Origin of the sequence: Pseudomonas putida, from assembly GCF_050989985.1 — a bacterium.
In the GTDB taxonomy this organism is placed as follows: Bacteria; Pseudomonadota; Gammaproteobacteria; order Pseudomonadales; family Pseudomonadaceae; genus Aquipseudomonas; species Aquipseudomonas putida_AI.
In genome coordinates this window covers 1,189,746-1,215,434 of sequence record NZ_CP158815.1, presented here as the reverse complement: position 1 = coordinate 1,215,434, position 25,689 = coordinate 1,189,746, and the positions used below count along the sequence as shown (strand labels likewise).

General features: G+C 61.3%; 24 protein-coding genes. 14 read left to right on the top strand and 10 right to left on the bottom strand.

The features are described 5' to 3' along the window. Positions 1–34: 34 nt before the first annotated feature. Both ABTV29_RS05765 and purU read right to left on the bottom strand, forming a co-directional pair. Complete coding sequence (locus ABTV29_RS05765) at positions 35–211, bottom strand: hypothetical protein (RefSeq protein ID WP_433769221.1); 177 nt, start codon at positions 209–211, stop codon at positions 35–37. Between the two features lie 100 nt (positions 212–311). After that, positions 312–1,160: a formyltetrahydrofolate deformylase gene (gene purU / locus ABTV29_RS05760; protein WP_433769220.1), complete on the bottom strand. Its 849-nt coding sequence runs from the start codon at positions 1,158–1,160 to the stop codon at positions 312–314. A gap of 339 nt (positions 1,161–1,499) precedes the next feature. Between purU and mvaT the strand changes: the two genes are divergently transcribed. Beyond that, the gene (gene mvaT, locus ABTV29_RS05755) at positions 1,500–1,877 is read left to right on the top strand and encodes a histone-like nucleoid-structuring protein MvaT (protein ID WP_007933316.1); all 378 of its coding nucleotides are present in this window, start codon (positions 1,500–1,502) and stop codon (positions 1,875–1,877) included. A gap of 100 nt (positions 1,878–1,977) precedes the next feature. Here the strand turns inward: mvaT and sbcB are convergent, their stop codons facing one another. Next, positions 1,978–3,408, bottom strand: coding sequence for an exodeoxyribonuclease I (sbcB, locus tag ABTV29_RS05750; protein ID WP_433769219.1), 1,431 nt, complete (start codon positions 3,406–3,408; stop codon positions 1,978–1,980). Between the two features lie 173 nt (positions 3,409–3,581). On the opposite strand from sbcB, the gene ABTV29_RS05745 reads away from it, so the two are divergent. Genes ABTV29_RS05745 through ABTV29_RS05720 form a run of 6 tightly spaced genes read left to right on the top strand, consistent with a single transcriptional unit; the run spans position 3,582 to position 10,316 of the window. Further along, complete coding sequence (locus ABTV29_RS05745) at positions 3,582–4,307, top strand: RDD family protein (protein WP_433769218.1); 726 nt, start codon at positions 3,582–3,584, stop codon at positions 4,305–4,307. Then, complete coding sequence (locus ABTV29_RS05740; protein ID WP_433769217.1) at positions 4,304–5,281, top strand: stage II sporulation protein M; 978 nt, start codon at positions 4,304–4,306, stop codon at positions 5,279–5,281. The genes ABTV29_RS05745 and ABTV29_RS05740 overlap by 4 nt, the downstream gene beginning before the upstream one ends. Next, the gene (locus ABTV29_RS05735; RefSeq protein ID WP_433769216.1) at positions 5,268–6,809 is read left to right on the top strand and encodes a DUF4129 domain-containing protein; all 1,542 of its coding nucleotides are present in this window, start codon (positions 5,268–5,270) and stop codon (positions 6,807–6,809) included. The genes ABTV29_RS05740 and ABTV29_RS05735 overlap by 14 nt, the downstream gene beginning before the upstream one ends. Beyond that, positions 6,806–7,990, top strand: a complete 1,185-nt coding sequence (locus ABTV29_RS05730) for a DUF4350 domain-containing protein (protein WP_433769215.1) — start codon at positions 6,806–6,808, stop codon at positions 7,988–7,990. Before ABTV29_RS05735 ends, ABTV29_RS05730 begins: the two co-directional genes overlap by 4 nt. After that, complete coding sequence (locus ABTV29_RS05725; protein WP_433769214.1) at positions 7,987–8,988, top strand: AAA family ATPase; 1,002 nt, start codon at positions 7,987–7,989, stop codon at positions 8,986–8,988. Before ABTV29_RS05730 ends, ABTV29_RS05725 begins: the two co-directional genes overlap by 4 nt. Beyond that, positions 8,985–10,316 carry a DUF58 domain-containing protein gene (locus tag ABTV29_RS05720; protein WP_433769213.1) on the top strand — a complete coding sequence of 444 codons (1,332 nt, stop codon included), beginning with the start codon at positions 8,985–8,987 and terminating at the stop codon, positions 10,314–10,316. The genes ABTV29_RS05725 and ABTV29_RS05720 overlap by 4 nt, the downstream gene beginning before the upstream one ends. Positions 10,317–10,454: 138 nt before the next feature. Here the strand turns inward: ABTV29_RS05720 and ABTV29_RS05715 are convergent, their stop codons facing one another. Next, the gene (locus ABTV29_RS05715; RefSeq protein WP_433769212.1) at positions 10,455–10,814 is read right to left on the bottom strand and encodes a PilZ domain-containing protein; all 360 of its coding nucleotides are present in this window, start codon (positions 10,812–10,814) and stop codon (positions 10,455–10,457) included. A 246-nt stretch (positions 10,815–11,060) separates the two neighbouring features. After that, positions 11,061–11,438 carry a tetratricopeptide repeat protein gene (locus ABTV29_RS05710; RefSeq protein WP_433769211.1) on the bottom strand — a complete coding sequence of 126 codons (378 nt, stop codon included), beginning with the start codon at positions 11,436–11,438 and terminating at the stop codon, positions 11,061–11,063. Positions 11,439–11,608: 170 nt separating this feature from the next. Between ABTV29_RS05710 and pyk the strand changes: the two genes are divergently transcribed. Then, positions 11,609–13,060 carry a pyruvate kinase gene (gene pyk, locus ABTV29_RS05705; protein WP_110964649.1) on the top strand — a complete coding sequence of 484 codons (1,452 nt, stop codon included), beginning with the start codon at positions 11,609–11,611 and terminating at the stop codon, positions 13,058–13,060. A 189-nt stretch (positions 13,061–13,249) separates the two neighbouring features. On the opposite strand, the gene ABTV29_RS05700 is transcribed toward pyk, so the two are convergent. The 3 genes from ABTV29_RS05700 to ABTV29_RS05690 form a co-directional block, all read right to left on the bottom strand. Beyond that, positions 13,250–13,999, bottom strand: coding sequence for an enoyl-CoA hydratase-related protein (locus ABTV29_RS05700; RefSeq protein ID WP_433769210.1), 750 nt, complete (start codon positions 13,997–13,999; stop codon positions 13,250–13,252). Positions 14,000–14,130: 131 nt separating this feature from the next. Continuing rightward, a complete protein-coding gene (locus ABTV29_RS05695) occupies positions 14,131–15,066 on the bottom strand; it encodes an iron-sulfur-binding ferredoxin reductase (RefSeq protein ID WP_433769209.1) in 936 nt (311 codons plus the stop codon). After that, positions 15,059–16,165, bottom strand: a complete 1,107-nt coding sequence (locus ABTV29_RS05690; RefSeq protein WP_433769208.1) for a diguanylate cyclase domain-containing protein — start codon at positions 16,163–16,165, stop codon at positions 15,059–15,061. The genes ABTV29_RS05695 and ABTV29_RS05690 overlap by 8 nt, the downstream gene beginning before the upstream one ends. A 314-nt stretch (positions 16,166–16,479) precedes the next feature. On the opposite strand from ABTV29_RS05690, the gene ABTV29_RS05685 reads away from it, so the two are divergent. From ABTV29_RS05685 to ABTV29_RS05670, 4 genes are all read left to right on the top strand, one after another. Next, the gene (locus tag ABTV29_RS05685) at positions 16,480–18,003 is read left to right on the top strand and encodes a fumarate hydratase (RefSeq protein WP_433769207.1); all 1,524 of its coding nucleotides are present in this window, start codon (positions 16,480–16,482) and stop codon (positions 18,001–18,003) included. 239 nt (positions 18,004–18,242) lie between these two features. Beyond that, positions 18,243–20,018, top strand: coding sequence for an ATP-binding protein (locus ABTV29_RS05680; RefSeq protein WP_433769206.1), 1,776 nt, complete (start codon positions 18,243–18,245; stop codon positions 20,016–20,018). Continuing rightward, positions 20,003–21,337, top strand: coding sequence for a sigma-54-dependent transcriptional regulator (locus tag ABTV29_RS05675; RefSeq protein WP_433769205.1), 1,335 nt, complete (start codon positions 20,003–20,005; stop codon positions 21,335–21,337). The genes ABTV29_RS05680 and ABTV29_RS05675 overlap by 16 nt, the downstream gene beginning before the upstream one ends. A 299-nt stretch (positions 21,338–21,636) precedes the next feature. After that, entirely contained in the window at positions 21,637–22,956 is a 1,320-nt protein-coding gene (locus tag ABTV29_RS05670; protein WP_433769204.1) for an MFS transporter, read from the top strand. 106 nt (positions 22,957–23,062) lie between these two features. Here the strand turns inward: ABTV29_RS05670 and ABTV29_RS05665 are convergent, their stop codons facing one another. Next, entirely contained in the window at positions 23,063–23,818 is a 756-nt protein-coding gene (locus ABTV29_RS05665) for a COG4705 family protein (protein ID WP_433769203.1), read from the bottom strand. A 349-nt stretch (positions 23,819–24,167) separates the two neighbouring features. Here ABTV29_RS05665 and ABTV29_RS05660 point away from each other — a divergent pair, with 349 nt between their 5' ends. Next, positions 24,168–24,539, top strand: a complete 372-nt coding sequence (locus tag ABTV29_RS05660) for a heme utilization protein (RefSeq protein ID WP_433769202.1) — start codon at positions 24,168–24,170, stop codon at positions 24,537–24,539. Between the two features lie 255 nt (positions 24,540–24,794). Further along, positions 24,795–25,424, top strand: a complete 630-nt coding sequence (locus tag ABTV29_RS05655; protein ID WP_433769201.1) for a flavin reductase family protein — start codon at positions 24,795–24,797, stop codon at positions 25,422–25,424. Here the strand turns inward: ABTV29_RS05655 and ABTV29_RS05650 are convergent, their stop codons facing one another. Continuing rightward, positions 25,425–25,667, bottom strand: coding sequence for a hypothetical protein (locus ABTV29_RS05650; protein WP_433769200.1), 243 nt, complete (start codon positions 25,665–25,667; stop codon positions 25,425–25,427). Between the last annotated feature and the right edge of the window lie 22 nt (positions 25,668–25,689).

The window sequence follows — 25,689 nt, the reverse complement described above, 5'->3', positions numbered from 1 at the left end:
TCCCATGCAGGAGCTGCCGAAGGCTGCGATCTTTTCAGGCCGATTCTTCTTTATCGTCGGACTCTTGCTGCAACTGCTCCCACAACTCGGCCGCTCCCGGAAACTCGGTGCCATCCTCCGGGCTCATGTCATCCGGGTCATAACGACTCAAGCAGCCTTCCCCCAATGTCGCGGGTGCCTTGGAAGTGGCTTTGTCCAGTGGATCGGCCATGGTGATGTCCCCTATTAAGAAACGGCGGTGCAGAAACGGCGAAGGGCCTGCAGCGATTGAACGCCCAGGCCCTTCGATTTTCAACCGTAACCTGACGGAATCAGAACACCACGGTTTTGTTGCCGTGCACCAGCACCCGGTCTTCCAGGTGATAACGCAGGCCGCGGGCCAGCACCATCTTCTCGACGTCGCGACCGAAACGCACCATGTCTTCGATGCTGTCGCTGTGGCTGACACGGACCACGTCCTGCTCGATGATCGGACCGGCGTCCAGCTCTTCGGTGACGTAGTGGCAGGTCGCACCAATCAGCTTCACGCCACGCATGGACGCCTGGTGGTACGGTTTGGCGCCGACGAAGGACGGCAGGAAGCTGTGGTGGATGTTGATGACCTTGTGGGCATATTCGCTGCACAACTCAGGCGGCAGAATCTGCATGTAGCGCGCCAGTACGACCACTTCCGCATCATGCTGTTTAACCAGGCGCGAAACTTCGGCGAAGGCCGGCTCCTTGTCCTGTGGATTGACCGGAACGTGGTAGTACGGGATGCCGTGCCATTCGACCATGCTGCGCAAGTCGTCGTGGTTGGAAATCACGCAGGCGATTTCACAGTCCAGCTCGTCGCTGTGCCAGCGGTGCAAAAGGTCGGCCAGGCAGTGGGATTCGCGACTTGCCATCAGCACCACGCGTTTTTTCTGCGCGGTATCGGTGATGCGCCAGTCCATCGAAAACTCTTCGGCAATCGGCGCGAACGCTTCACGCAGGGCCTCGATACCGAACGGCAGCGAGTCGGCACGAATTTCGTGACGCATGAAGAACCAGCCACTCTGATTGTCCGAGTGATGGCTCGCTTCAGTGATCCAGCCGTTATGGGACGCCAGAAAGTTACTGACTTTAGCAACGATGCCGACGCGGTCCGGGCAAGAAATCACCAGCCGATATGTACGCATGAGGGGGAAACTCCAGAACTTCGCAAAGGCGGCCATTCTAGCGACAACGCAGCAAAACCGCAGTATTGATCACGTTGTGTCTTGCCCGAGCGGTCGCTGGCGAGGTTGTTGCCCGCATCCCCGGATGCCCTGTCCTGGCAGTGTTGTTTAGCCTCCATACACATTCAACTGTGAATATCCGGCGTGGCTGCTTCGAACTTTTAATTGCTCATCCAATGCGGATGAACTCATCGTTTTTAAGTTAAATAAACATCGGTTTAATGTTTACTTGATGAAATACCCTGACTATTATTGCGGCACTGTCTCCCTGCCCTCCTATTTCTACGTAAGGTAGTAATCATGTCCTTGATCAACGAATATCGTGCCACCGAAGAAGCTATCAAAGAGCTGCAAGCCCGTTTGAAGAACCTGTCCCAAGACGACAAACTGCAAACCGAGCTGGAATTCGAAGGCAAACTGCGCACCCTGATGGGCGAATACTCCAAGTCCCTGCGCGACATCATTGCTTTGCTGGATCCGGAATCCAAAACCAAGGCTCCACGCGGTGGCGCAGTAAAAACTACCGGCACCAAACGTGCTCGCAAAGTTAAACAATACAAAAACCCGCACAACGGCGAAGTCATTGAAACCAAAGGCGGCAACCACAAGACTCTGAAAGAGTGGAAAGCCAAGTGGGGCGGTGACGTGGTTGAAGGCTGGGCTACCCTGCTGGGCTAAGCTGCGGCACTTGTCGCAGACAGATCTGCGACAAAAAATAACGCCAGCATTACGCTGGCGTTTTTTTATGCCTTGAATTCAGCACTGCTCGTTTTCGAAATCAAAGATTCAAGCGTTTGCGCAATTCCTGAACATAGTGCTGCCATTGATCCAGCACCTCTTGCTGAAAAGGCGTCGCTGTAAGAGCCCATTGGGCTGCGGCCTGCGTGAAACTTTCCAGGGTATTGGGTGCGCCCCATTCCGGGGCGGACAAACGATTCTGACAGAACATTCGCCAACGCTCTTGCTCTTCAAAACTCAAGGTGTCGGTAAAGTTACGTGCGCGATATCGAAACAATAATTCCGGCAAGCGTTCATCATCGAAAGGCCATTGCTGTTGCGCCAATTGAATCGGATCGGCCGTTCGCACTTGTTCACATAGCCTTCGATCACGGTCGCCAATGAAACCGTCATACAACTGTTGTTCCGGGTCCTGGCTTGGAGCAAATTCCTCGCCGGCATAAATCCCCAGGACTTTATCCTGCCAAACTTTCTGCGCGTCACTCAGTCGCTGTGCGCGCTGCTGATACAACGCCATATCCAGCCCGAGGCGCTGTTGATCTTCCGGGCGCAGAACACCCAGGGGCGCCACCACCGGGCATTTATTGATATGAATGAGCTTGAGCGGCACCGGCAACTCGCCCTCGGCCAAATCCTCGCGCCGGGTGTACAGGCGCTGGCGCAGGGTGTCGGCATCCAGATCCAGCAATCCCTGGGGGTCCAGGTGCAGATCGCAGACTATCAATGCGTTCTTGTTGCGCGGGTGCCAGGCCAGGGGCAGTACCACCCCGATGTAGCCGCGAGCTGCGGAAAAACGCCCGGACACGTGCACCATCGGTTTAAGCAGGCGAATCTGATCCAGCACCTTTTGTTTACTGCGTAGCTGAAACAGAAAGTCGTACAGCTTCGGTTGCTTTTCCCGGATCAAGCGCGCGAGGGCGATGGTGGCGCGAACGTCCGACAGCGCCTCGTGAGCATTGCCGTGATCGATAGCGTTCGCGGCGGTCAGGCGTTCGAGCTTGAGGGTCACCCGCCCTTCGTCGTCCGTCGGCCAGACGATGCCGTCCGGACGCAAGGCGTAGGCAGCACGCACCACATCGATCAGGTCCCAGCGACTGTTGCCGCCCTGCCACTCCCGCGCGTAAGGGTCGAAAAAGTTGCGGTACAGGCTGTAGCGGGTCATCTCGTCGTCGAAACGCAAGGTGTTATAGCCCGCGCCACAGGTGCCGGGCGCCGCCAGTTGGGCATGCACCCGGGTCATGAAGTCGGCTTCGCTCAAGCCTTGTTCAGACAATTGCCCGGGGGTAATGCCAGTAATGGCGCAGGCTGCCGGGTGCGGCAGGATGTCGTCGCTCGGCCGGCAATAGAGATTGACCGGTTCGTCGATTTCATTGAGATCAAAGTCAGTACGCAGCCCCGCCATTTGCAGGGGGCGGTCGCAACGGGGATTGATGCCCGTCGTTTCGTAGTCGTACCAGAAGATGGAGGTCACAGGCGTTTCCTTAACCGGAGATCGGCGAAGTCTAGGCGTTCAAGTCCTGCTTCGGCCAGCAATGTTGGTGCTCATTCGTTTCTGCCCCAGCCGTCGGCAACATTTTCACCGGCAAGGCTGCTAGCATCGAGAAGACGAGACCCTCCCGATCAGGCCACATCATCAGGTTGCCCATGCTCGAGACTGCAGCACTGCCACGGAAAGCAACGCTGTCCCCGCCGCTGGATACGCGGTATCAGATCGAAACGCCGGAAGGTATCGATTTGCCATTGCGCCCGGCCGGGCTGATGGTTCGTGCGCTGGCGTTCTCCATCGACCTGGCACTGCGCGGCTTGATCCTCGGCCTGCTGTTCGTTGTGCTTTCGATGCTCGGCAAACTGGGCATGGGGCTGGGTTCACTGCTGATCTTCGCCGTGAGCTGGTGGTACATGGTGTTGTTCGAAGTCCTCAACCAGGGCCGCTCACCGGGCAAGCAATGGATGGGCCTGCGGGTGGTGCAGGATGACGGCACGCCCATTGGCTGGTCCGCATCGCTGTTGCGTAACCTGTTGCGCTTTGTCGACCTGCTGCCGTTCGGTTACTTTCTCGGCGCCATCAGTTGCCTGCAGACTCCTGGCTTCCAGCGCCTGGGCGACATTGCCGCCGGCACGCTGGTGATCTACCGCGAGCAGCCACTCACCCGCCCGCAACTGCCGCCCGCCCAACCGCGCCATCCCGCCTTTACCCTGACACTGGCCGAACAGCGCGCCATCCTCGGGTTCGCCGAACGCCAGGCCGAACTCTCCGATGCCAGGGTCCATGAACTGGCAGCCATCCTCGCCCAGCCCCTACAGGTTCCTGCGCCGCAGGCTGCCACCGAACTCAATGGCATCGCCCGCGGGCTGTTGGGTCCGGCATGAAGCAAAGTCTTTTCGAACATCGGCACATGGCCGAATGGGAGCAGTTCAACGACCTGCTGGACAGGATGGAGCGCAACAGGAACGCCACTGGAATGGACCATTTCCCCGGCGACTATCGGCGTATCTGCCAACACCTGGCCCTGGCCCGGGAGCGCGGCTACAGCAGTTTCCTGATCGACTCCCTGCAGCAACAAGTGCTGCGCGGGCATCAGCAGCTGTACCGCCATCGCAGTCGACTGGGTGCCAATGTGCTGGCGTTCATCCTCGCCGGTTTCCCGCGCCTGGTGCGCGAACAGTGGCGTTTTGTGCTGGCCGCCAGCCTGATGTTTTTCGGCAGCCTGATCGGCTTTGCCCTGTTGGTTTACCTGTTCCCGGATCTGGTCTACAACCTGATGCCGGCCGAGCAGGTCAGCGACATGCAAAGCATGTACGACCCCGAGGCCGGGCACCTCGGGCGTTCGGCGGATCGCGCCGCCAGCGAAGACTGGGTGATGTTCGGCTACTACATCATGCATAACATCGGGATCGCCTTTCAGACCTTCGCCAGCGGGTTGCTGTTCGGCCTGGGCAGCGCATTTTTCCTGTTCTTCAACGGTTTGATCATCGGCACGGTGGCCGGACACCTGACGCAGATCGGCTACGGGCAGACCTTCTGGTCTTTCGTCATCGGTCATGGCGCCTTCGAACTGACCGCCATTGCCCTGGCCGGAGCGGCGGGCCTGCAACTGGGCTGGGCGTTGATCGCACCGGGGCGCCTGCCCCGTGCCGAGGCCTTGCGCCTGGCGGCACGCAAGAGTGTGTTGCTGATTTGCGGGGCCATGCTGTTTCTGCTGATTGCAGCGTTTATCGAAGCCTACTGGTCGTCGATGACCACGCCCGCACCCCTGACCAAATACCTGGTCGGCGCTGGGCTTTGGCTGTTAGTCGCAGGCTATCTGCTGTTTGCCGGACGGGTCCGCCATGCGCCTGAGTGATGCCAGTGTGGTGATCCGCCCGCGCCCGACCTGGGAAGCCATGGACCTGGGGGTATTGCTGAGCCAGCGCCATCGACGCCTGCTCATGACCAGTTGGGCCGTGGTGACGCTGCCGGTCTTTGCCCTGTTGACCTGGCTGTTCTGGGAGTCGCCGTCCCTGGCGGTGTTCATTTTCTGGTGGTTGAAACCGGCGTTCGAGCGCCTGCCGCTGTACATCCTGTCCAAGGCCATGTTCGGTGAAACACCCACGCTGAAGCAGGCCCTTCAGCAATGGCCACGACTGCTCAAGCCGCAACTGCTGGCCAGCCTGACCTGGCGTCGCTTGAGCTTGAGTCGCAGCTTCCTGCTGCCAGTGGTGCAGCTCGAAGGCCTTGGCGGTGAAGCGCGACAACAGCGCCTGCAAGTGTTGTTACAGCGCGACGCCAACGCGGCGCGATGGCTGACAGTGATTGGTGTGCATCTGGAAACCGCGCTGTGGATCGGCCTGACGGTGCTGTTCTACCTGCTCCTGCCGCAACAGGTGGCCGTGGACTGGAGCTGGCAATCGCTGATCACTGCCGCGACCCAGGACTGGCGCTGGCTGGAGCATCTGACCAATGCCTTTTATGCCCTGGTGCTGGTGGTGTGGGAGCCGATTTACGTCGCCTGCGGATTCAGCCTTTACCTGAACCGACGCACCGTGCTGGAAGCCTGGGACATCGAACTGGTGTTCCGCCGCCTGCGTCAGCGTTTGAGCAGCGCCGCTGGACTGTTACTCGCCGTAATTCTGCTGATGCCCGCCAGTCAAGGTGTGTGGGCGGCAGAGTCGGTCCCTTCGCCCGATAGCCCGCGTCTGCTGGAGCAACCACTGACCAGCCAGGCATCCCGGGCCAGCATCCAGAAGATCCTCGAACAACCACCCTTCAAGAACCTGGAGTCGGTTACCCGCTATCGCTTCGGTGAAGACAAGGCCAGCGCCGAATCTCCGGACGATGGCCAGACCCCGGCGTGGCTCAAGCCATTGTTCGAACTGTTTGGCAGCCAGCGCTTCGGCACAGTGGCCGCGCTGATCGAAACCTTTTTGTGGAGCGCGGTGATCGTTGCCATCGGCCTGCTGCTCTGGCGTTACCGCGACTGGCTGCAGACTTTCGTCAGTCGTCGCCCACTTCCTGGCAAGAAAGCCCGGCCAACGATGCCGCAACAAGCCTTCGGCCTGGACCTCAACCGCGAAACCTTGCCCGCCGACATTGCCGCCAGCGCCGAAAACCTCTGGCAAACCCAGCCTCGGGAAGCGCTCGGCTTGCTCTATCGCGCCCTGCTCAGTCACTTGCTGAACGACTTCAACCTGGTGCTCAAGGCCGCCGATACCGAAGGCCAGGTGCTTGAACGCATCAAGCAACTGCAGCAACCGGCCCTGCTGGACTACAGCCGTACCCTGACGCTGCACTGGCAAAACATGGCTTATGGGCACCGCTCGCCGCCGACAGATTCAAGACAGCAATTGTGTGACGGCTGGCGTGCCTTGTTCGGTCCGGGGACAAGCCGTTGAACCGGCGCGCCTGGCCTTTGATGCTCGGGATCCTGATCGCCGTGCTGCTGGGTGCGCTGGCCGTCTATCTGTACGTCAAGGCAATTCCCTACACGGATGATATCGATCACGGCCCCTCGCCCGAAGCCCGAGCCAATCCCTACCTAGCGGCCGAACACTTCCTGCGCCAGCAGGGCCTGACCGTTAGCCATGCCAACAGTCTCGACATCCTGCCAAGCCTGGAGCCTCGTCGGAACAGCCTGCTATTGCTCGGGGACCGCTACAACATGACGCCCCGGCAGATTGATCAAGTCATGAACTGGACCCGGGCCGGCGGGCGTCTTCTGTTCGTCGCTCAATCGCTGTGGGACGAAAAGGCAGGGCACAGCAACGACCTGCTGCTCGACCGGGTCCAGTTGCATCAATCCTTGAGCAAGCACCTCAAGGATCCACCGCCCGACAACGATAAGGGCAATGGCAACGGCGCCGACCCCTACCCGAAATTGACCAAGCTGTACCTGGAAAACGAAGACGCGCCGGCCTATGCCGGCTTCGATACCGCCTTCCACCTCGAAGACCCGAACAACCTCGCCCAGGCCTGGGCCAACAGCGCCAAGGCCACGCACATGATGCAGCTCAACCACGGGCTCGGCTCGATCATCGTGGTGACCGACGCCGATCTGTGGAAAACCCCGGCCATCGCCGAGTACGACAACGCCTGGCTGCTCTGGTATTTGACGGCCGACACCCATGTGACGCTGATGTACACCACCGATCACGACAGCTTGTGGGCCTTGTTGCTGCGTTATTTCCCCCAGGCGCTGGTGGCCCTGATCGCCCTGATCGGCCTGGGTCTGTGGCATGCCGGTATGCGCCATGGGCCATTGCAGGCGCCGGCACCGAAAGCTCGGCGGCAACTGCTGGAACATGTGCGCGCCAGTGCCGACTTCATGTTACGGCGCAACGGTCAGCACAGCCTGCTGCACGCTTTGCAGCAGGACATCCTGCGCCGGGTTCGCCATCGTCATCCCGGGTACGACCAACTGGTCGTCGCCGATCAATGGCTGGTGCTGTCCCGCCTGACCCGGCAACCCACACGCGCCATCAGCCAGGCCATGAGCCCGCGACCGAAGCAACGGCTATCCAGCGCCGAATTCAGTCGGCAGGTCGCCCAATTGCAAACCTTGAGGAACGCCCTATGACGGACCCGAAAGAGCCCGATACCGCAGGTCACGCCATGCAGCAACGACAACGCGCCAGCCAGTTGGCCCAGGCGATACGCGCCGAACTGCAAAAGGCCGTGATCGGCCAGGACAGCGTCATCGACGATGTCCTCAGTGCATTGATTGCCGGGGGCCACGTGTTGCTCGAAGGCGTGCCCGGTCTGGGCAAGACCTTGCTGGTGCGGGCGCTGGCACGCTGCTTCGGCGGTGAATTCGCACGCATCCAGTTCACCCCGGACCTGATGCCGAGCGACGTCACCGGGCACGCGGTGTACGACCTGCAGACCGAGCAATTCAAACTGCGCAAGGGGCCGCTGTTCACCAACCTGTTGCTGGCCGACGAAATCAACCGGGCCCCGGCGAAGACCCAGGCCGCGCTGCTCGAAGCCATGCAGGAACGGCAGGTCACCCTCGAAGGCCGCGCACTGCCCATCGCTCAACCGTTCATGGTCCTGGCCACGCAAAACCCGATCGAACAGGAAGGCACCTACCCGCTGCCGGAAGCCGAGCTGGATCGCTTCATGCTCAAGGTGCGCATGGACTACCCCGACGCCGGGCAGGAGCTGGACATGGTGCGCCAGGTCAGCCGCTCGACCCGCGCCGACATGCTCGATGTGCAGCCGCTGCGCACGGTCTTGCAGGCCAGGGATGTGCTGGCCCTGCAACGGATCGCCAGTGACCTGCCGCTGGATGATCAAGTGCTCGATTACGCCGTGCGCCTGGCTCGCACCACCCGCAGCTGGCCCGGCCTGACCCTTGGTGCCGGGCCGCGGGCCTCGATTGCGTTGGTGCGTTGCGCCAGGGCACGGGCCTTGTTGCGCGGTGGCGAGTTCGTGATTCCCGATGACATTAAAAACTGCGCGCTGGCGGTCCTGCGTCATCGCGTGCGTATCGCGCCGGAGCTGGATATCGAAGGGTTGGACGTGGATCACGTGCTGCGCCAGTTGCTCGATCAAGTACCGGCACCGCGCCTGTGAAACCGACTCGCCTGCTGTTGCTGTGGCTTGCGCTGCTGCTGGCCATCGGCATCGTGCTGGGTACCTTGCAGGCGCTGGAGTTCGGGTTGCCTGCGTACCTGTCGCGGATCAACTGGGGCCTGCTTTTGGCCCTGCTGGCCCTGGCACTGCTCGATGCGGTGCGCCTCAAGCGCCTGCCCTCGCCTCGTCTGCTGCGGCAGATGCCGGGCAGTCTGGCGCTGGGACGCTGGAGTGAGGTGCGACTGGAGCTCGAACATGATTTTGCGCAGCCACTGGACCTGCAACTCTTCGACCACGTACCGGACGGCCTGAGCTTCGAGCACCTGCCAATGTCCGTGCAATTGCAGCCTGGCCAGCGCAGCCTGATCGACTATCGCCTGCGCCCGCTCAAGCGCGGTCATTTCAGTTTCGAACACTGCGAAATCAATCTGCCGGGGCCGATGGGCCTGTGGTCCGACAAGCGCTTGCTCAATGTGGCGGACCACACGCGGGTCTATCCCGATTTCGCCCACCTCTACGGCGGCCAACTGCTGGCTGTGGATAACTGGCTCAGCCAACTCGGCGTACGCCAGCGCCAGCGCCGTGGCCAGGGGCTGGAGTTTCATCAGTTGCGCGAATTTCGCGAGGGCGACAGCCTGCGGCAAATCGACTGGAAAGCCACTGCCCGCCAACGCACACCGATTGCCCGGGAGTACCAGGACGAACGCGACCAGCAGATCATCTTCATGCTCGACTGCGGGCGCCGCATGCGCAGCCAGGACGGTGAACTGGCGCATTTCGATCACGCACTTAACGCCTGCCTGCTGCTCAGTTATGTCGCGCTGCGCCAGGGTGATGCGGTGGGCTTGAGCACATTCGCCAGCGAACAACCGCGCTACCTCGCCCCGGTCAAAGGCAGCGGGCAACTCAATGTCCTGCTCAACACTGTCTACGATCTGAACAGCAGCCAGCGCAGCGCCGACTACCAAGCGGCCATCACCGAACTGCTTGCCCGCCAGAAACGCCGGGCGCTGGTGGTGCTGATGACCAACCTGCGGGACGAAGACGATGAAGAACTGCTCACGGCCGTCAAACGCTTGAGCAAGCAGCATCGGGTGCTGGTCGCCAGCCTGCGCGAAGAGGTGCTCGACAACCTGCGACAAGCTCCGGTGCAGACCTTGCCCGAGGCGCTGGCCTATTGCGGCACGGTGGATTACCTGAACGCCCGGGCCGAACTGCATGAGCGCTTAAGCGCCCATGGGGTGCCGGTGCTGGATGCGCGGCCTGGGGAATTGGGCACGCAACTGGTGACGCAGTATTTGAGCTGGAAGCGCAGCGGGAGTGTTTGATCTGGTCCGTTGAATCTCAGTCGCCGGGACCGGCGCCTTCGCGAGCAAGCCCGCTCCCACAGGGAGTTTTGTGATCTACGCAGATCAACTGTGGGAGCGAGCTTGCTCGCGATGGCGATTGCAATGGCGCCGTTGAGTTCAGGCCGAAGCCGACAACGTCTGGAAACTGAAGTACTGCTTCAACGCCTCCACCAGCTGCCCATATTCCGGCGGGGCCCGCTGCAGGCTGAAGCCGGCGTCGTAGTACTGGGGGGTTTGATCTTCGTGGCACCACAGGCAACACGCACGCAGATCGATGATCTGCTGGCACCCATCGCCGACAGGAATTTTCAGGCGCAACCCGAAGTCCGCGCCAATCATCATTGGCAACTGGCTGATGAGCATCAACCCGTCTGCGGAGACATTGCCCAGGTAACCGATGGGTTTGTCAGTGACACTGTTGAATACTTTCAGGAAATACGGCAGTTGATGCCGCTCGATCCGGCGGTCAGTGAACATTGCTGAATTCGCTTCGCTAGGCCCTTAAGCAGAGCCGCACTAATGCTTCGGAACAGGCCTGCCGGCTGATACGTCCAGGCAGATGCAGCCCGCTCTCCCCGATCCTGGCGCGACAGCCCATCAATCGCTGCCGCTTACTCCTGCCGATCACAGGTGTTGCTCCGGTTTAGAAACCCGGCTCTAAACCGATCTATTCGACTATAGCTCACCACCGCCGGTCGGCCAGCTATTGAATGATAACCAGCATCAGAACTGCGTCGGACGTACGGTTGCAGCACTGCGCATCGGGTAATGCCCCAGGCTCGCCAGGGTTTCCAGGCGGGCACGGGCGCGATAGGCGTACTCGCTTTGCGGATAAGTGGCGATGATGAACTGGTAGGTCTGTGCTGCATCGATGAACATTTTCTGCCGTTCCAGGCACTGGCCGCGCATCATCGAGACTTCCGGCCAGACATAAGGCCGGGCCCGGCTGTCGCGCTCGACCTTGGACAGTTCGAGCATCACTTGCTCGCAGTTGCCACGGTCATAGGCGCTGTAGGCATTGTTCAAATGATGGTTCATGGCAAACCGGACGCAGCCCGTGACACCGAACAGGGCAAGGGCGGCAATGAATACGAATCGCATGGGGAATCTCCTGTCTTGAACGCTTTATCGACCCGTGGACGGAAATCTTCAGGCCTCCTGGCGTAAAGTTGCACGTTCAATAAAGAAAGAAAAAAGTAGTGCAAACGAACAATGACTACACATCCGGAGCATAGTAGCCTCACTCAGCGCTTGAACTCAGGAGTCTTTGCATGTCCGTCCGTCGTACCAAAATCGTCGCCACCCTTGGCCCGGCCAGTAACTCGCCGGAAGTTCTCGAACAGCTGATCCTGGCTGGCCTGGACGTCGCCCGCCTGAACTTCTCCCACGGCACCCCCGACGAGCACAAGGCTCGCGCGAAGCTGGTGCGTGACCTGGCCGCCAAGCACGGCCGCTTCGTCGCCCTGCTGGGTGACCTGCAAGGCCCGAAAATCCGTATCGCCAAGTTCGCCAACAAGCGCATCGAGCTGAAGATCGGTGACAAGTTCACCTTCTCCACCAGCCATCCGCTGACCGAAGGCAACCAGCAGGTTGTCGGCATCGACTACCCGGATCTGGTCAAGGATTGCGGTGTGGGCGACGAGCTGCTGCTCGACGATGGCCGCGTGGTGATGCGCGTCGAAACCGCCACCGCCACCGAACTGCATTGCGTGGTAACCATCGGCGGCCCGCTGTCCGACCACAAAGGCATCAACCGTCGCGGTGGCGGCCTGACCGCTCCGGCCCTGACCGAAAAAGACAAGGCCGACATCAAGCTCGCCGCGGAAATGGACCTGGACTACCTGGCAGTGTCCTTCCCCCGTGACGCCGCCGATATGCAATACGCCCGTCAACTGCGCGACGAAGCCGGCGGCACCGCCTGGCTGGTGGCGAAGATCGAACGTGCCGAAGCCGTGGCCGACGACGAAACCCTCGATGACCTGATCCAGGCTTCCGACGCAGTGATGGTGGCCCGTGGCGACCTCGGCGTGGAAATCGGCGATGCCGAGCTGGTGGGTATCCAGAAGAAGATCATTCTGCACGCACGTCGCCACAACAAGGCGGTGATCGTGGCGACCCAGATGATGGAGTCGATGATCCAGAACCCGATGCCGACCCGTGCCGAAGTGTCCGACGTGGCCAACGCCGTGCTCGACTACACCGACGCCGTGATGCTCTCGGCCGAGTCTGCCGCCGGCGCCTACCCGCTCGAAGCCGTACAGGCCATGGCCCGTATCTGCATCGGCGCGGAAAAGCACCCGACCAGCAAGACCTCCAGCCACCGCATCGGCAAGACCTTCGAGCGCTGCGACGAGAGCATCGCCCTGGCCACCATGTACACGGCCAACCACTTCCCGGGCGTGAAGGCGATCATCGCGTTGACCGAAAGCGGCTATACCCCGCTGATCATGTCGCGTATCCGTTCCTCGGTGCCGATCTATGCGTTCACCCCGCACCGTGAAGCCCAGGCTCGCGCGGCGATGTTCCGTGGCGTGTACACCATCCCGTTCGATCCGGCGTCGCTGGCACCGAACGAAGTCAGCCAGAAAGCCATCGACGAGCTGGTCAAGCGCGGCGTGGTGGAGAAAGGCGACTGGGTGATCCTGACCAAGGGCGACAGCTACCACACCACCGGCGGTACCAACGGCATGAAGATCCTGCACGTTGGCGACCCGCAGGTCTGAGTGACCGGTTGCTGAAAGACAAAAGCCCCGCCATGTGAATGGCGGGGCTTTTTGTTTGCTGATCCTTTATTTGTGTTGTCTGGTCTGGCCTCATCGCGAGCATGCTCGCTCCTACAGTAGACCGGTGTACGCCATACCATTGTGGGAGCGAGCCTGCTCGCGATGAGGCCCGCTCAATCACCACAACACTCAATGCCTGTTGATAAACCCCGATAGCGCCGCCATCGCCTCCGGCGAACGCAACCGCTGGGTGAACAACGCGCCCTCTTCTTCTATTACCTTTCTCAGCAGTTCCCGATCCGGGGCCTTCATCAATTGCTTGCTGATCCGCACCGCCTCCGGTGGCAAGGACTCGAAACGCAGGGCCATCTCTCGCGCCTTGGCCAACGCCTCTTCGCCACTGCCCAATGCTTCGGACGCAATACCCCAGGCGGCCGCCTGTTCACCATTGAAACCTTCGCCAAGCAGCAGCAATTGCGCCGCCCTGGCCTGCCCGAGCAGCCTCGGCAGGATCAGGCTGGAACCGAACTCCGGACACAGGCCCAGGTTGACGAACGGCATGCGCAAGCGCGCGTCACGGCTGACGTACACCAGGTCGCAATGCAGCAACAGCGTCGTACCGATCCCCACCGCCGCACCGGCCACGGCAGCGATCACCGGTTTGCGGCATTCGAGCAGGTTGAGCATGAAATGGAACACCGGGCTGTCGAGGTTGGCCGGTGGTTGCTGGACGAAATCAGCGATATCGTTGCCGGCGGTGAAGCACTCGCTGGAGCCGGTGATCAATACTGCATTGATTTCAGGGTCGCTATCAGCCCGCTTCAGCGCCTCGGCCAACTGGCTGTACATGGCGCGGGTCAGTGCGTTTTTCTTTTCCGGGCGATTGAGGCGCAGCGTCAGCAGGCCGCGTTCGCGTTGCAGCAGAATGGCTTCGGTCATGACGAGTCCCGATTGAGAGGATGGACTGTGGCGAGCGAGCTTGCTCGCGCTGGGCTGCGCAGCGGCCTCAAAAATCTGTGAGCGCTACGCACTCAAACGCGAGCAAGCTCGCTCGCCACAAAAATCAGCGCTCAACCACGGGGCAGGAACACATCGGCCAGCAGTTGATTGCGCGGCAATCCCGCCAGATACAGGCGTCGGGCAAAGGCGTCGACACTGTCGGGGGCTCCGCAGAGTAAGGCCAGGGTTTGCCGCGAAACAAGCCGCAGTTGCGCCAAAGCCGCTGGCAACTCGGCCGCGGTCCACAGCTCGATACTCAGGTTTGGACGGCTGGCCGCCATGGCCTGCAAGGGCTTGGCCAGATAATGCTGATTGGCATCATGGGCCAGGTGAATGACGCGGATCGCACCTTGGTGATCCTGGCGCAACGCTTCACGCAGCACGCCGAACAGCGGCCCCAGCCCGGTCCCGGAAGCCATCAGCCACAGGGGCCGCTCATGCCAGTCCGGGTCGTAATGCAGGGCGCCACCGCGCAACTCGCCTAGGCGGATGGCGTCGCCGATGTTCAAGCGCCGAGCCGCGTCGCTGAATTCCCCAGGCAAGCGGCAATCAAGGTGAAACTCCAGGAAGCGATCGTCTTCCGGCAGGCTGGCGAGGGAGTACGGTCTTGCCACATTCCCCGCCCACAGCACCAGATGCTGGCCGGCGCTGTAGCGCAACGGGCGCTGCGGAGTCAGGCGCAGGCGCAGCACGCTGTCACTCAACCAATCGACCGCGGCGACCTCGGCGGGCCGACCGTCCTGCTGCGGATCGAAGGTGTGGACCTGCAAGTCTTCGACAATCTGACACTGACACGCCAGTCGCCAGCCCTGCTGACGCTGCTCCGCGCTCAAGGCATCGGGGCGGCTGTCGCTCGGCAACCCTTGCACACACTGCACCAGGCACGCATGGCAACTGCCGGCGCGACAGCTATAAGGCACCGCCACGCCATTGTGATTCAGCGCATCGAGCAGATTGCTGCCCGCCGCCACCGACCACTGGCGCTCACCCACACGCAACTCAGGCATCGACGTTTTCCCAGGCTGCTGCACAGCGGTTGCGCCCGTCACGCTTGGCGCGATACAGCGCCTGATCGGCGCGCTGCAAGGCATCGTCGAGATCGTCCCCTGCCACCAGCAACGTCATGCCGGCGGACAGGCTGAGGTTACGGACACTCAGACCGAGCAACTCGACATCGGTGAACGCGATCCGCAGCCGCTCGCAGCAGGACGTCAAACTGTCCGCATCGCAATCGGGCAACAGCACCACGAATTCCTCGCCGCCATAGCGGGCCAGTACGTCACCGTCGCGCAAGCAAGCGGTGGCCACGCCGGCGAAGGCTTGCAGCACCTGATCGCCAGCGGCATGGCCATGAATGTCGTTGATGCGCTTGAAATGGTCGAGGTCGATCAGTGCCAGGCCGTGCATGACGCCGGCATCCATGGCTTTGAGCTCGCGGGAGGCCAGGCGCAGGAAGTGCCGGCGGTTGAACAGTCCGGTCAACTCGTCGGTGGCCACGAGGTCTTCGAGCTGGCGCATCATCCCGCGCAGGGTGTCCTGGTGCGCCTGCAAAGCAAAGCGGCGCTGGCGCATGCGATGCCGCGAGGCCTGGACATAACCGGCATAGAGCACCAGCCAGACCAGCACGATCAACAGCACGCACACCTGCAACGCCGCCAGGGCCGGGTCGGGCAACCGCATGTGGTAGCCCTCCCACAACGTGATCGCACTGAAACTGAAGAACACCAGCAAGGCGCAGCGCAGGAATGATCGTCGGGACAGATGGAACAGCCCGAACAACAGGATCAAGACATAAAAAACCAGGAAGGCCCCGCGCGCTTCGTCCAGGTGGGCAACCAGCCAGGTTTGCCAGCCCAGGCCCAATATCACCTGGGCCTCGGTCAGGCTGGGGTCGGCGAAACGCAGGTTGCGACCGGAATAAAACAGCGCGAACAGCGCCGCCTGGCTGATGACCACCAGCGAACTGCCAATGGCCATGCCCGCCAGCGAATCCTCATAGTGACCGGTAAAAAACGCCAGCCACACCAATAGCAATGCCAGGGCATAGGTGCCGGCCGCGAGGGCAAAACGTTTAATCAGCAGGCGTTGAATGGCGTTATGGGTCAATCGTTGACTCACCGAATGAAAGGAGGCTGGTAGAGCGTCCTACTCTACAGACCGTATGTCACTTTAGTGGCGTGGCCGATAAATGACCATTCAATTTTCAGGGACGAACGCCTTGCGTCAAGTCCAGTGTCCGATATGCGACCAACGATTGACTGCCGGCGCGTGTGCCCTTGAGCGAGGCGCGGTATACTGCCGCGCCTTTTTAGCGTCGCGCCAGCATGCCGGCGTGCCTTGAAAGGTGCTTGCAACCGACCGATGCACCCAAGCTGCAAGCACCTTATTGAATGTTCCCGTCTTTTAGAGGAGCGCGACTCATGACCGTGATCAAGCAAGAAGACCTGATTCAGAGCGTTGCCGACGCCCTGCAATTCATTTCCTACTACCACCCCGTGGATTTCATCCAGGCGATGCACGAGGCCTACCTGCGCGAAGAATCGCCGGCAGCCCGTGATTCCATGGCGCAAATCCTGATCAACTCGCGCATGTGCGCCACCGGCCACCGTCCGATCTGCCAGGACACCGGCATCGTGACCGTGTTTGTCCGCGTGGGCATGGACGTGCGTTGGGATGGCGCCACCATGGGCCTGGACGACATGATCAACGAAGGCGTTCGTCGCGCCTACAACCTGCCGGAAAACGTCCTGCGCGCTTCGATCCTCGCCGACCCGGCGGGCGCTCGCAAGAACACCAAGGACAACACCCCGGCCGTTATCCACTACTCCATCGTTCCGGGTAACACCGTGGAAGTGGACGTGGCGGCCAAGGGCGGCGGTTCCGAGAACAAGTCGAAGATGGCCATGCTCAACCCGTCCGACTCGATCGTCGACTGGGTTCTGAAGACCGTTCCGACCATGGGTGCCGGCTGGTGCCCACCGGGCATGCTCGGCATCGGCATCGGCGGCACCGCCGAGAAAGCCGCGGTGATGGCCAAGGAAGTGTTGATGGAATCCATCGACATTCACGAGCTGAAGGCTCGCGGCCCACAGAACCGCATCGAAGAGATGCGCCTGGAGCTGTTCGAGAAGGTCAACCAGCTGGGCATCGGTGCCCAGGGCCTGGGCGGCCTGACCACCGTGCTCGACGTGAAGATCATGGACTACCCGACCCACGCAGCGTCCCTGCCGGTGTGCATGATCCCGAACTGCGCCGCCACCCGTCACGCGCACTTCGTGCTCGACGGTTCCGGCCCTGCAGCGCTGGAAGCACCACCGCTGGATGCCTACCCGGAAATCGTCTGGGAAGCCGGTCCGTCGGCCCGTCGCGTCAACCTCGACACCCTGACCCCGGAAGAAGTGCAGAGCTGGAAGCCGGGCGAAACCATCCTGCTCAACGGCAAGATGCTCACCGGTCGCGACGCCGCGCACAAGCGCATGGTCGAGATGCTGAACAAGGGTGAAACCCTGCCGGTGGACCTCAAGGGTCGCTTCATCTATTACGTCGGCCCGGTCGATCCGGTGCGCGAAGAAGTGGTTGGCCCAGCGGGCCCGACCACCGCAACGCGTATGGACAAGTTCACCCGGCAGATCCTCGATCAAACCGGCCTGCTGGGCATGATCGGCAAATCCGAGCGTGGCCCGACCGCCATCGAGGCGATCAAGGACTACAAAGCCGTTTACTTGATGGCTGTGGGCGGCGCGGCTTACCTGGTGGCGCAAGCCATCAAGAAGTCCCGCGTGGTGGCGTTCCCTGAACTGGGCATGGAAGCGATCTACGAGTTCGACGTGACCGACATGCCAGTGACCGTTGCGGTCGACAGCAAGGGCGAATCGGTACACATCACCGGTCCTGCCATCTGGCAGCAAAAGATCAGTGAAAGCCTGGCGGTAGAAGTGCAGTAAGCATTTCGACTGACTGAAAAAGGCGACAGGGCTTATCCCCTGTCGCCTTTTTTATTGCCCCGATTCCCTGTAGGAGCGAGCTTGCTCGCGATGGTCGTCAACGATAACGCGTAGCATCTGGCACCCCGTGGTGATCCCGACTTTATCGCGAGCAAGCTCGCTCCTACAGGGGTTTGTGGGATGTCAGCAAAGACCCATGCTATGGTGCGCCCCCTCCGTACCCCATGTGTAATGCCTGCATGTTCTTGTCATCCCGCCCCCTGCGCCTGACGCTCTATACCCTGGTCATCATTGCCGGTGCCGTCATCGCCGCCACCCTGGCGATGCGCCATACCGTGCGCCAATCCATGGTCGAAGACGCGGCCCGCGCCAATCAGCAATTGGGGCTCTATGCCACCTCCCTGCATACCCTGATCGAGCGCTACCGCTCCCTGCCCTCGGTACTGGCGCTGGACCCGCAATTGCGCGACGCGCTCAAGGGCCCGGTCACTCCCGGCCAACAGGACCTGCTGAACCGCAAGCTGGAACAAATCAACGGCGCCGCCGAATCCTCGACCCTGGAATTGCTCGACCGCACCGGTCTTGCAGTCGCCGCGAGCAACTGGCGGCTGCCCAGCAGTTACGTCGGCCACAACTATGGTTTCCGCCCTTACTTCAACCAGACCCGCACCCAGGGCACCGGGCGCTTTTATGCCGTGGGGGTGACCAGCGGCATTCCGGGTTACTTCCTGTCCAGCGCCGTGACCAACGACGACGGGCAGTTTCTCGGCGCCATGGTGGTGAAACTGGAGTTTCCGGAACTGGAACGGGAGTGGAGCCAGGGCAACGACACCTTGCTGGTCAGCGACGCCCGCGGAATCGTCTTCATCGCCAACCAGCCGGGCTGGCGCTATCGCCTGCTCAAGCCGTTGAACGACAGCGACCACGCCGAACTCAAGGCCACCCGCCAATACGACAAGCAGCCGCTGACACTGCTGGACTACCACTCACTGCGACGCTTCGACGACAACAGTGAGCTGGCCCGGGTGCAAGGTCCGGACGGTCAGGCGGATTACCTTTGGGAGTCCCTGCCGCTGGCTGCCGAAGGTTGGACATTGCACCTGCTGCGTCGTCCGCAGGTGGCGTTCGAAGACAGTCGCAACGCCGCGCTCGCCGCTGCCGGCCTATGGCTGGCGCTGGTGTTTCTGCTGCTGTTCCTCAACCAGCGCTGGCGCCTGGCGAAAATGCGCCAGCGCAGCCGCGAGGAACTCGAACAGCTGGTGCAAGAGCGCACCCGCGACCTGCGCACCGCTCAGGAAGGGCTGGTGCAATCGGCAAAGCTGGCGGCCCTCGGGCAGATGTCGGCCGCCCTGGCCCATGAAATCAATCAGCCGCTGACCGCGCAGCGCATGCAGTTGGCCACCTTGCGCCTGCTGCTCGATCACGGCCGGGTCGATGAAGCCTACGCGGCCCTCAAACCCGTGGACGAGATGCTCACCCGCATGGCCGCCCTCACCGGCCACCTGAAGACCTTCGCCCGCAAAAGCCCCAGCGGCTTGCGCGAACGACTGGACCTGGCGGCGGTGGTGGATCAGTCGCTGCAACTGCTCGACACGCGATTGCGCGATGAACAGGTCAGCACCGTGTTGCATCTGACACGCCCGGCCTGGGTTCGCGGCGATGCGATTCGTCTGGAGCAGGTGCTGATCAACCTGCTGCGCAATGCCCTGGACGCCATGAGTGGCAAAACCTGCAAGCGCCTGGAAATCCGCCTCGAAGCCGAGGAACAGATCTGGCGATTGAGCGTCATCGACAACGGCAGCGGTATTGCCGAAGAAAACCTGTCCAAGGTGTTCGACCCGTTTTTCACCACCAAGCCGGTGGGCGATGGCCTGGGTATCGGCCTGGCGGTGTCTTTCGCTATCGTTCATGAGTCGGGCGGACGCCTGACTGCCGATAATCATGCCAACGGCGCGGTGTTTGCCCTGACCCTGCCCATCGATCTGGAGGCCCAAGGCTCATGCTCAACTCAGTGATGGTGGTCGACGACGAAAGCAGCATCCGCAGTGCCGTCGAGCAATGGCTGAGCCTGTCGGGCTTCGAGGTGCAGCTGTTCAGCCGTGCCGAAGAGTGCCTGGCGCAATTGCCCAGGCATTTTCCCGGGGTGATTCTCAGTGACGTGCGCATGCCTGGCATGACCGGCCTGGAACTGCTGGCCGAAGTGCAGCGCCGCGATGCCGACCTGCCGGTGATCCTGCTGACCGGTCACGGCGACGTACCGATGGCGGTCGATGCCATGCGTGATGGCGCCTACGACTTCCTGGAAAAACCCTTCAGCCCGCAAACCCTGCTCGGCAGCCTGCGCCGCGCGCTGGACAAGCGCCGCCTGGTGCTGGAAAACCGCGCCTTGCACGAACAGGCCGACAACCGCGCCAAGCTCGATGCGACGCTGCTCGGGGTATCCCGCGGCCTGCAAACCCTGCGCGGGCAGGTGCTGGACCTGGCGGCGCTGCCGGTCAATGTGTTGATCCGTGGTGAAACCGGCAGCGGCAAGGAACTGGTTGCTCGCTGCCTGCACGACTTCGGGCCGCGTGCCGACAAACCCTTTGTCGCCTTGAACTGCGCGGCGATCCCCGAGCAACTGTTCGAGGCCGAGCTGTTCGGCCATGAAAGCGGTGCCTTTACCGGCGCCCAGGGCAAGCGCGTCGGCAAGCTCGAATATGCCGACGGCGGCACCCTGTTTCTCGATGAAATCGAAAGCATGCCCCTGGCGCAGCAGGTGAAACTGCTGCGGGTGTTGCAGGAGCAGAAGCTGGAGCGCCTGGGTTCGAACCAGAGCATTCACGTGGACCTGCGCATCATCGCCGCGACCAAGCCGGACCTGCTCGACGAAGCACGGGCCGGGCGCTTTCGCGAGGATCTGGCCTATCGCCTGAACGTCGCCGAACTGCGCCTGCCGCCGTTGCGTGACCGCCGCGAGGACATTCCCCTACTGTATGAAGCCTTCGCCCGCCACGCCGCCGAGCGCCTGGGTCGCAGCTTTTCACCCTTGAGCGGGGCGCAGTTGAGCCACCTTTTGAGCCACGACTGGCCGGGCAATGTGCGCGAACTGGCGAACGTGGCCGAGCGTCAGGTCCTGGGGCTTGGCGAACCGGTGCCGGCGGGCATCGAGCCCGGGCAATCGCTGGCGGCACAACAGGAAGCCTTTGAAGCGCAGTGCCTGCGCGCGGCGTTGACCCGGCACAAGGGTGACGTCAAGGCGGTGCTGGAAGAACTGCAGCTGCCGCGTCGTACCTTCAATGAAAAGATGCAGCGGCATGGGCTCACCCGAGAGATGTTCCTTCCCGAAGGCTGATTTTGTGGTGTTTGATCTGGCCTCATCGCGAGCAGGCTCGCTCCCACAGTAGATCGGTGAACGCCTTGCCATTGTGGGAGCGAGCCTGCTCGCGATGGGGCCGGCATATACAACAAAACTCCCCGGCCCAATGAGCGATTTTCCGCTCACACCCACCAGTACATAAGCGGATTCCCGCTCACTCAAACGGCTTACCCCCTCTAAACCGGCCCTCTCCCCATTGGCACAGCTCCTGCTATAGCCCCTTCAGGCGGCGTTCAGACGCGCTCCACAAAAACAACTAAATGAAGGATCCTTCAATGGATAACTCCAACACCCTGCCCCTTGGGTCGGCTGCCGTGCCGGTCAAGGAAAGATCCACTGCCAGCCGCATCAAGTCGATCTTCAGCGGTTCTGTGGGCAACATGGTCGAGTGGTATGACTGGTACGTTTATGCCGCCTTCTCCCTGTACTTCGCAAAGACCTTTTTCCCTGCCGGTTCCTCCACCGCACAGCTGATGAACACCGCTGCGATTTTCGCCGTGGGCTTCCTGATGCGTCCGATCGGTGGCTGGCTCATGGGCCTCTACGCCGACAAAGCCGGTCGCAAACGTGCACTGATGGCCTCGGTGTACCTGATGTGCTTCGGCTCGCTGCTGATCGCGCTGAGCCCCGGCTACGAAACCATCGGCATCGGCGCGCCGATCCTGCTGGTGTTCGCGCGCCTGCTGCAAGGCCTGTCGGTCGGTGGCGAATACGGCACCTCCGCCACTTACCTCTCCGAGATGGCGACCAAGGAACGTCGCGGCTTCTACTCCAGCTTCCAGTACGTGACCCTGATTTCCGGGCAGCTCATCGCACTGGCGGTGCTGATCGTGCTGCAACAGACACTGACCACCGAACAGCTGTATGCCTGGGGCTGGCGCATCCCGTTCGCCATCGGCGCGCTGTGTGCCGTGGTCGCCCTGTACCTGCGTCGCGGCATGGAAGAAACCGAGTCGTTCGTGAAGAAAGAGAAGGCCAAGGAAAGCGCGATGCGCACCTTGCTGCGTCATCCGAAGGAACTGCTGACCGTGGTCGGCCTGACCATGGGCGGTACGCTGGCGTTCTACACCTACACCACCTATATGCAGAAATACCTGGTGAACACCGTCGGCATGAGCATCTCCGACTCCACCACCATTTCCGCCGCCACGCTGTTCCTGTTCATGTGCCTGCAGCCGATCATCGGCGGCCTGTCGGACAAGATCGGCCGTCGTCCGATCCTGATCGCCTTCGGCGTGCTGGGCACGATTTTCACCGTGCCGATCCTGATGACCCTGCACACCATCCAGACCTGGTGGGGCGCGTTCTTCCTGATCATGGCGGCGCTGATCATCGTCAGCGGCTACACCTCGATCAACGCAGTGGTCAAAGCCGAACTGTTCCCGACCGAAATCCGCGCCCTGGGTGTCGGCCTGCCGTATGCACTGACCGTATCGATCTTCGGCGGCACCGCTGAATACATCGCCCTGTGGTTCAAGAGCATCGGCATGGAATCCGGCTACTACTGGTACGTGACCGGGTGCATCGCCATTTCGTTGCTGGTGTACGTCACCATGAAAGACACCCAGAAGCATTCGCGGATCGTCACCGACTGATCAAGGTTGTCTTGAAATAATCGCGAGCAGGCTCGCTCCCACAAAGGTCTGGTGAACCCAGTTCCAATGTGGGAGCGAGCCTGCTCGCGATGGGCTCTCCCCGGTATCAAGTCAACTCGGCAACCTGCAGTTTCCCGAAGCGCTTCTGCGCCATCGAAGCCCCCACGATCATCACCAGCAGAACCCCCGCCAACACCACCGACGAGCCGATGGTGCCGAAATCCAGGCCACCTTTTTCATGGGGCTTGGTCAGGAAGTCACCCAGGGTCGCGCCGAAAGGTCGAGTCAGGACAAAGGCCACCCAGAACAGCACCACGGTCGAAATCTTCGTGAAGTATTTGAGCAGCACGACCACCGCGATGGTCGAGCCGATCAGCATCGCGCCGCCGGCAAAACCAAGGCCGGAATCATCGGCAAGATAATCGCCCAATGCCGTGCCCAGGGTGTTGGAGAACAGAATCGCCATCCAGTAGAACATCTCGCCGCGGAACGTCTGGACCTTGCTCACGTTCAGCGAATCGCCGCTCAGGCGCCAGGCCGCGAAGATGCCCAGCAAAATCGCAATCAGGATCATCGACCCCGTGGCGTAACCCAGTTCGAGGGTGCGGTCCATGAAGTCAGACATGGTGGTACCGGCCGTGCTGGTCGACAGGATCACGATCCAGTACAGCACTGGCTTGTAGGTCTTGGACATCAGTTGCGTGACCAGGGTCAACACAAACACGCTGATCAGAATCAGCGAGCTGACGGCATAGCCGACGTTGAGCGTCATCGACAGTAAATCGCCGGCGGTTTCCCCCAGGGTCGTCGCGCAGATTTTCATCACCCAGAACGCCAAGGTGATTTGAGGAAGTTTATTCATCGAGGTGCAGCTCCAATGGTCAAGACGGCCGTTTTTCTTCGGGTAATCCGATGGCGCGCAGACTGGAGAACAGGGGGTGAAAAATGGGTAAGCGGTTTATGAAAAATCTGTCACGCGGGCGAAAGAGCCGATTAATCACGAGTTAATGCTCGCCCTCCATCCTGATCCTGCCCGATCGATTAAGTGCCTTGCGCTCACTCAGTGTCTGAAAGCGGAAAAGCTCGACCGCCTTAACATCTAATTAATCGATTGTTTCTAACATTATTTTGCGCTTTTTAATCAGTTTAATTGGCGTAGCATGAAACCCATGCCCAAGACACAAAACGCCAACGAATCTGGAGAACCGAAAATGAAAACCAAACTGTTCCTCGCCCTGGCCCTGTCCGTACTGGCTGCCAACACCTTCGCCGCCGACGGTTTCGACCGCACCGGCTCCGCTGTCGCAGCAGACGGCTATGACCGCACCGGCTCCGCTACCGTTGCCGCTGATGGCTACGATCGCACCGGCGGCTCCACCGTCGCTGCCGATGGCTACGATCGCACTGGCGGCTCCACCGTCGCTGCCGATGGTTACGATCGCACTGGCGGCTCCACCGTCGCTGCCGATGGCTACGACCGCACTGGCGGCTCCACCGTCGCTGCCGATGGTTACGACCGCACTGGCGGCTCCACCGTTGCCGAAGACGGCTACGATCGCACTGGCGGCGCGTCCATTAGCTGATTCACCCCAGTGACACCAAAGCCCGGCCTCGGCCGGGCTTGGTCATTTCTGGAGCCGAGCAATTTCCCCGGCTGGCGTGGAACCTGTAGGAGCGAGCCTGCTCGCGATTGCAATCGGTCAGTCAACATCAAGGGTGGATGTCAGTGAGCTATCGCGAGCAGGCTCGCTCCCACAGGTTCTTCATCTGACTGGAAATCAGCTGCAAGCCCTAGCACTATGGCTCTCCTTCGATTCAAGCCTTCAGGAAGACTGGCCATGCCCGACGACATCCACTTTTACGAACCCGCCAACGGCCATGGCCTGCCTCACGATCCGTTCAACGCGATCGTCGGCCCGCGCCCCATTGGCTGGATCTCTTCACAGGATGCCCAAGGCCGCTTGAACCTGGCGCCCTACAGTTTCTTCAACGCCTTCAACTACATTCCGCCGATCATTGGTTTTTCCAGCATCGGGCGCAAAGACAGCCTGAACAACATCGAACAGACCGGCGAGTTCGCCTGGAACCTGGCGACCCGGCCATTGGCCGAGCAGATGAACCAGAGCTGCGCCGCCGTGGGACCGGAAGTCGACGAGTTCGAGCTGTCGGGTTTGACCCCGGTGGCCTCGAAAATCATTTCGGTGCCACGGGTGGCGGAAACCCCGGTGTCCTTCGAGTGCAAGGTCACGCAGATCATTCAGTTGCAGCGCGCGGACGGGAACGTGGTGCCGAGCTGGCTGATCCTCGGCGAAGTGGTCGCCGTGCATATCGCCAGGTGGCTGTTGAAGGACGGGGTATACGACACCGCCGCGGCAGAACCGATTCTGCGCGGCGGCGGGCCGGCGGATTACTTCCAGCTGGGGCCCGAGGCGTTATTCAAGATGTATCGCCCGGGAGCGAAGAAGTAGTTACCAGATCAGCTCGGCGTCATCGTCGACACCCTTGAGGCGCTCCAGCTCTTTGATGGCGGCCTCATCGGCGGCGATGGCCCCCGGAAAAACCTGCCCCTCCAGCAGCTTGTGAAAACGTGGCGCACCACCACCGACCAGTGCCTTGACGGCGATCGCTGCGTGATAACCCTTGTTTGCGCCCAACTCGACGGGAACTACAGCGGAAACCGCTTCGAAGTGTTCGAACTCTTTACGTGCCATGTAACAGGTCCTGGCTCAGCCA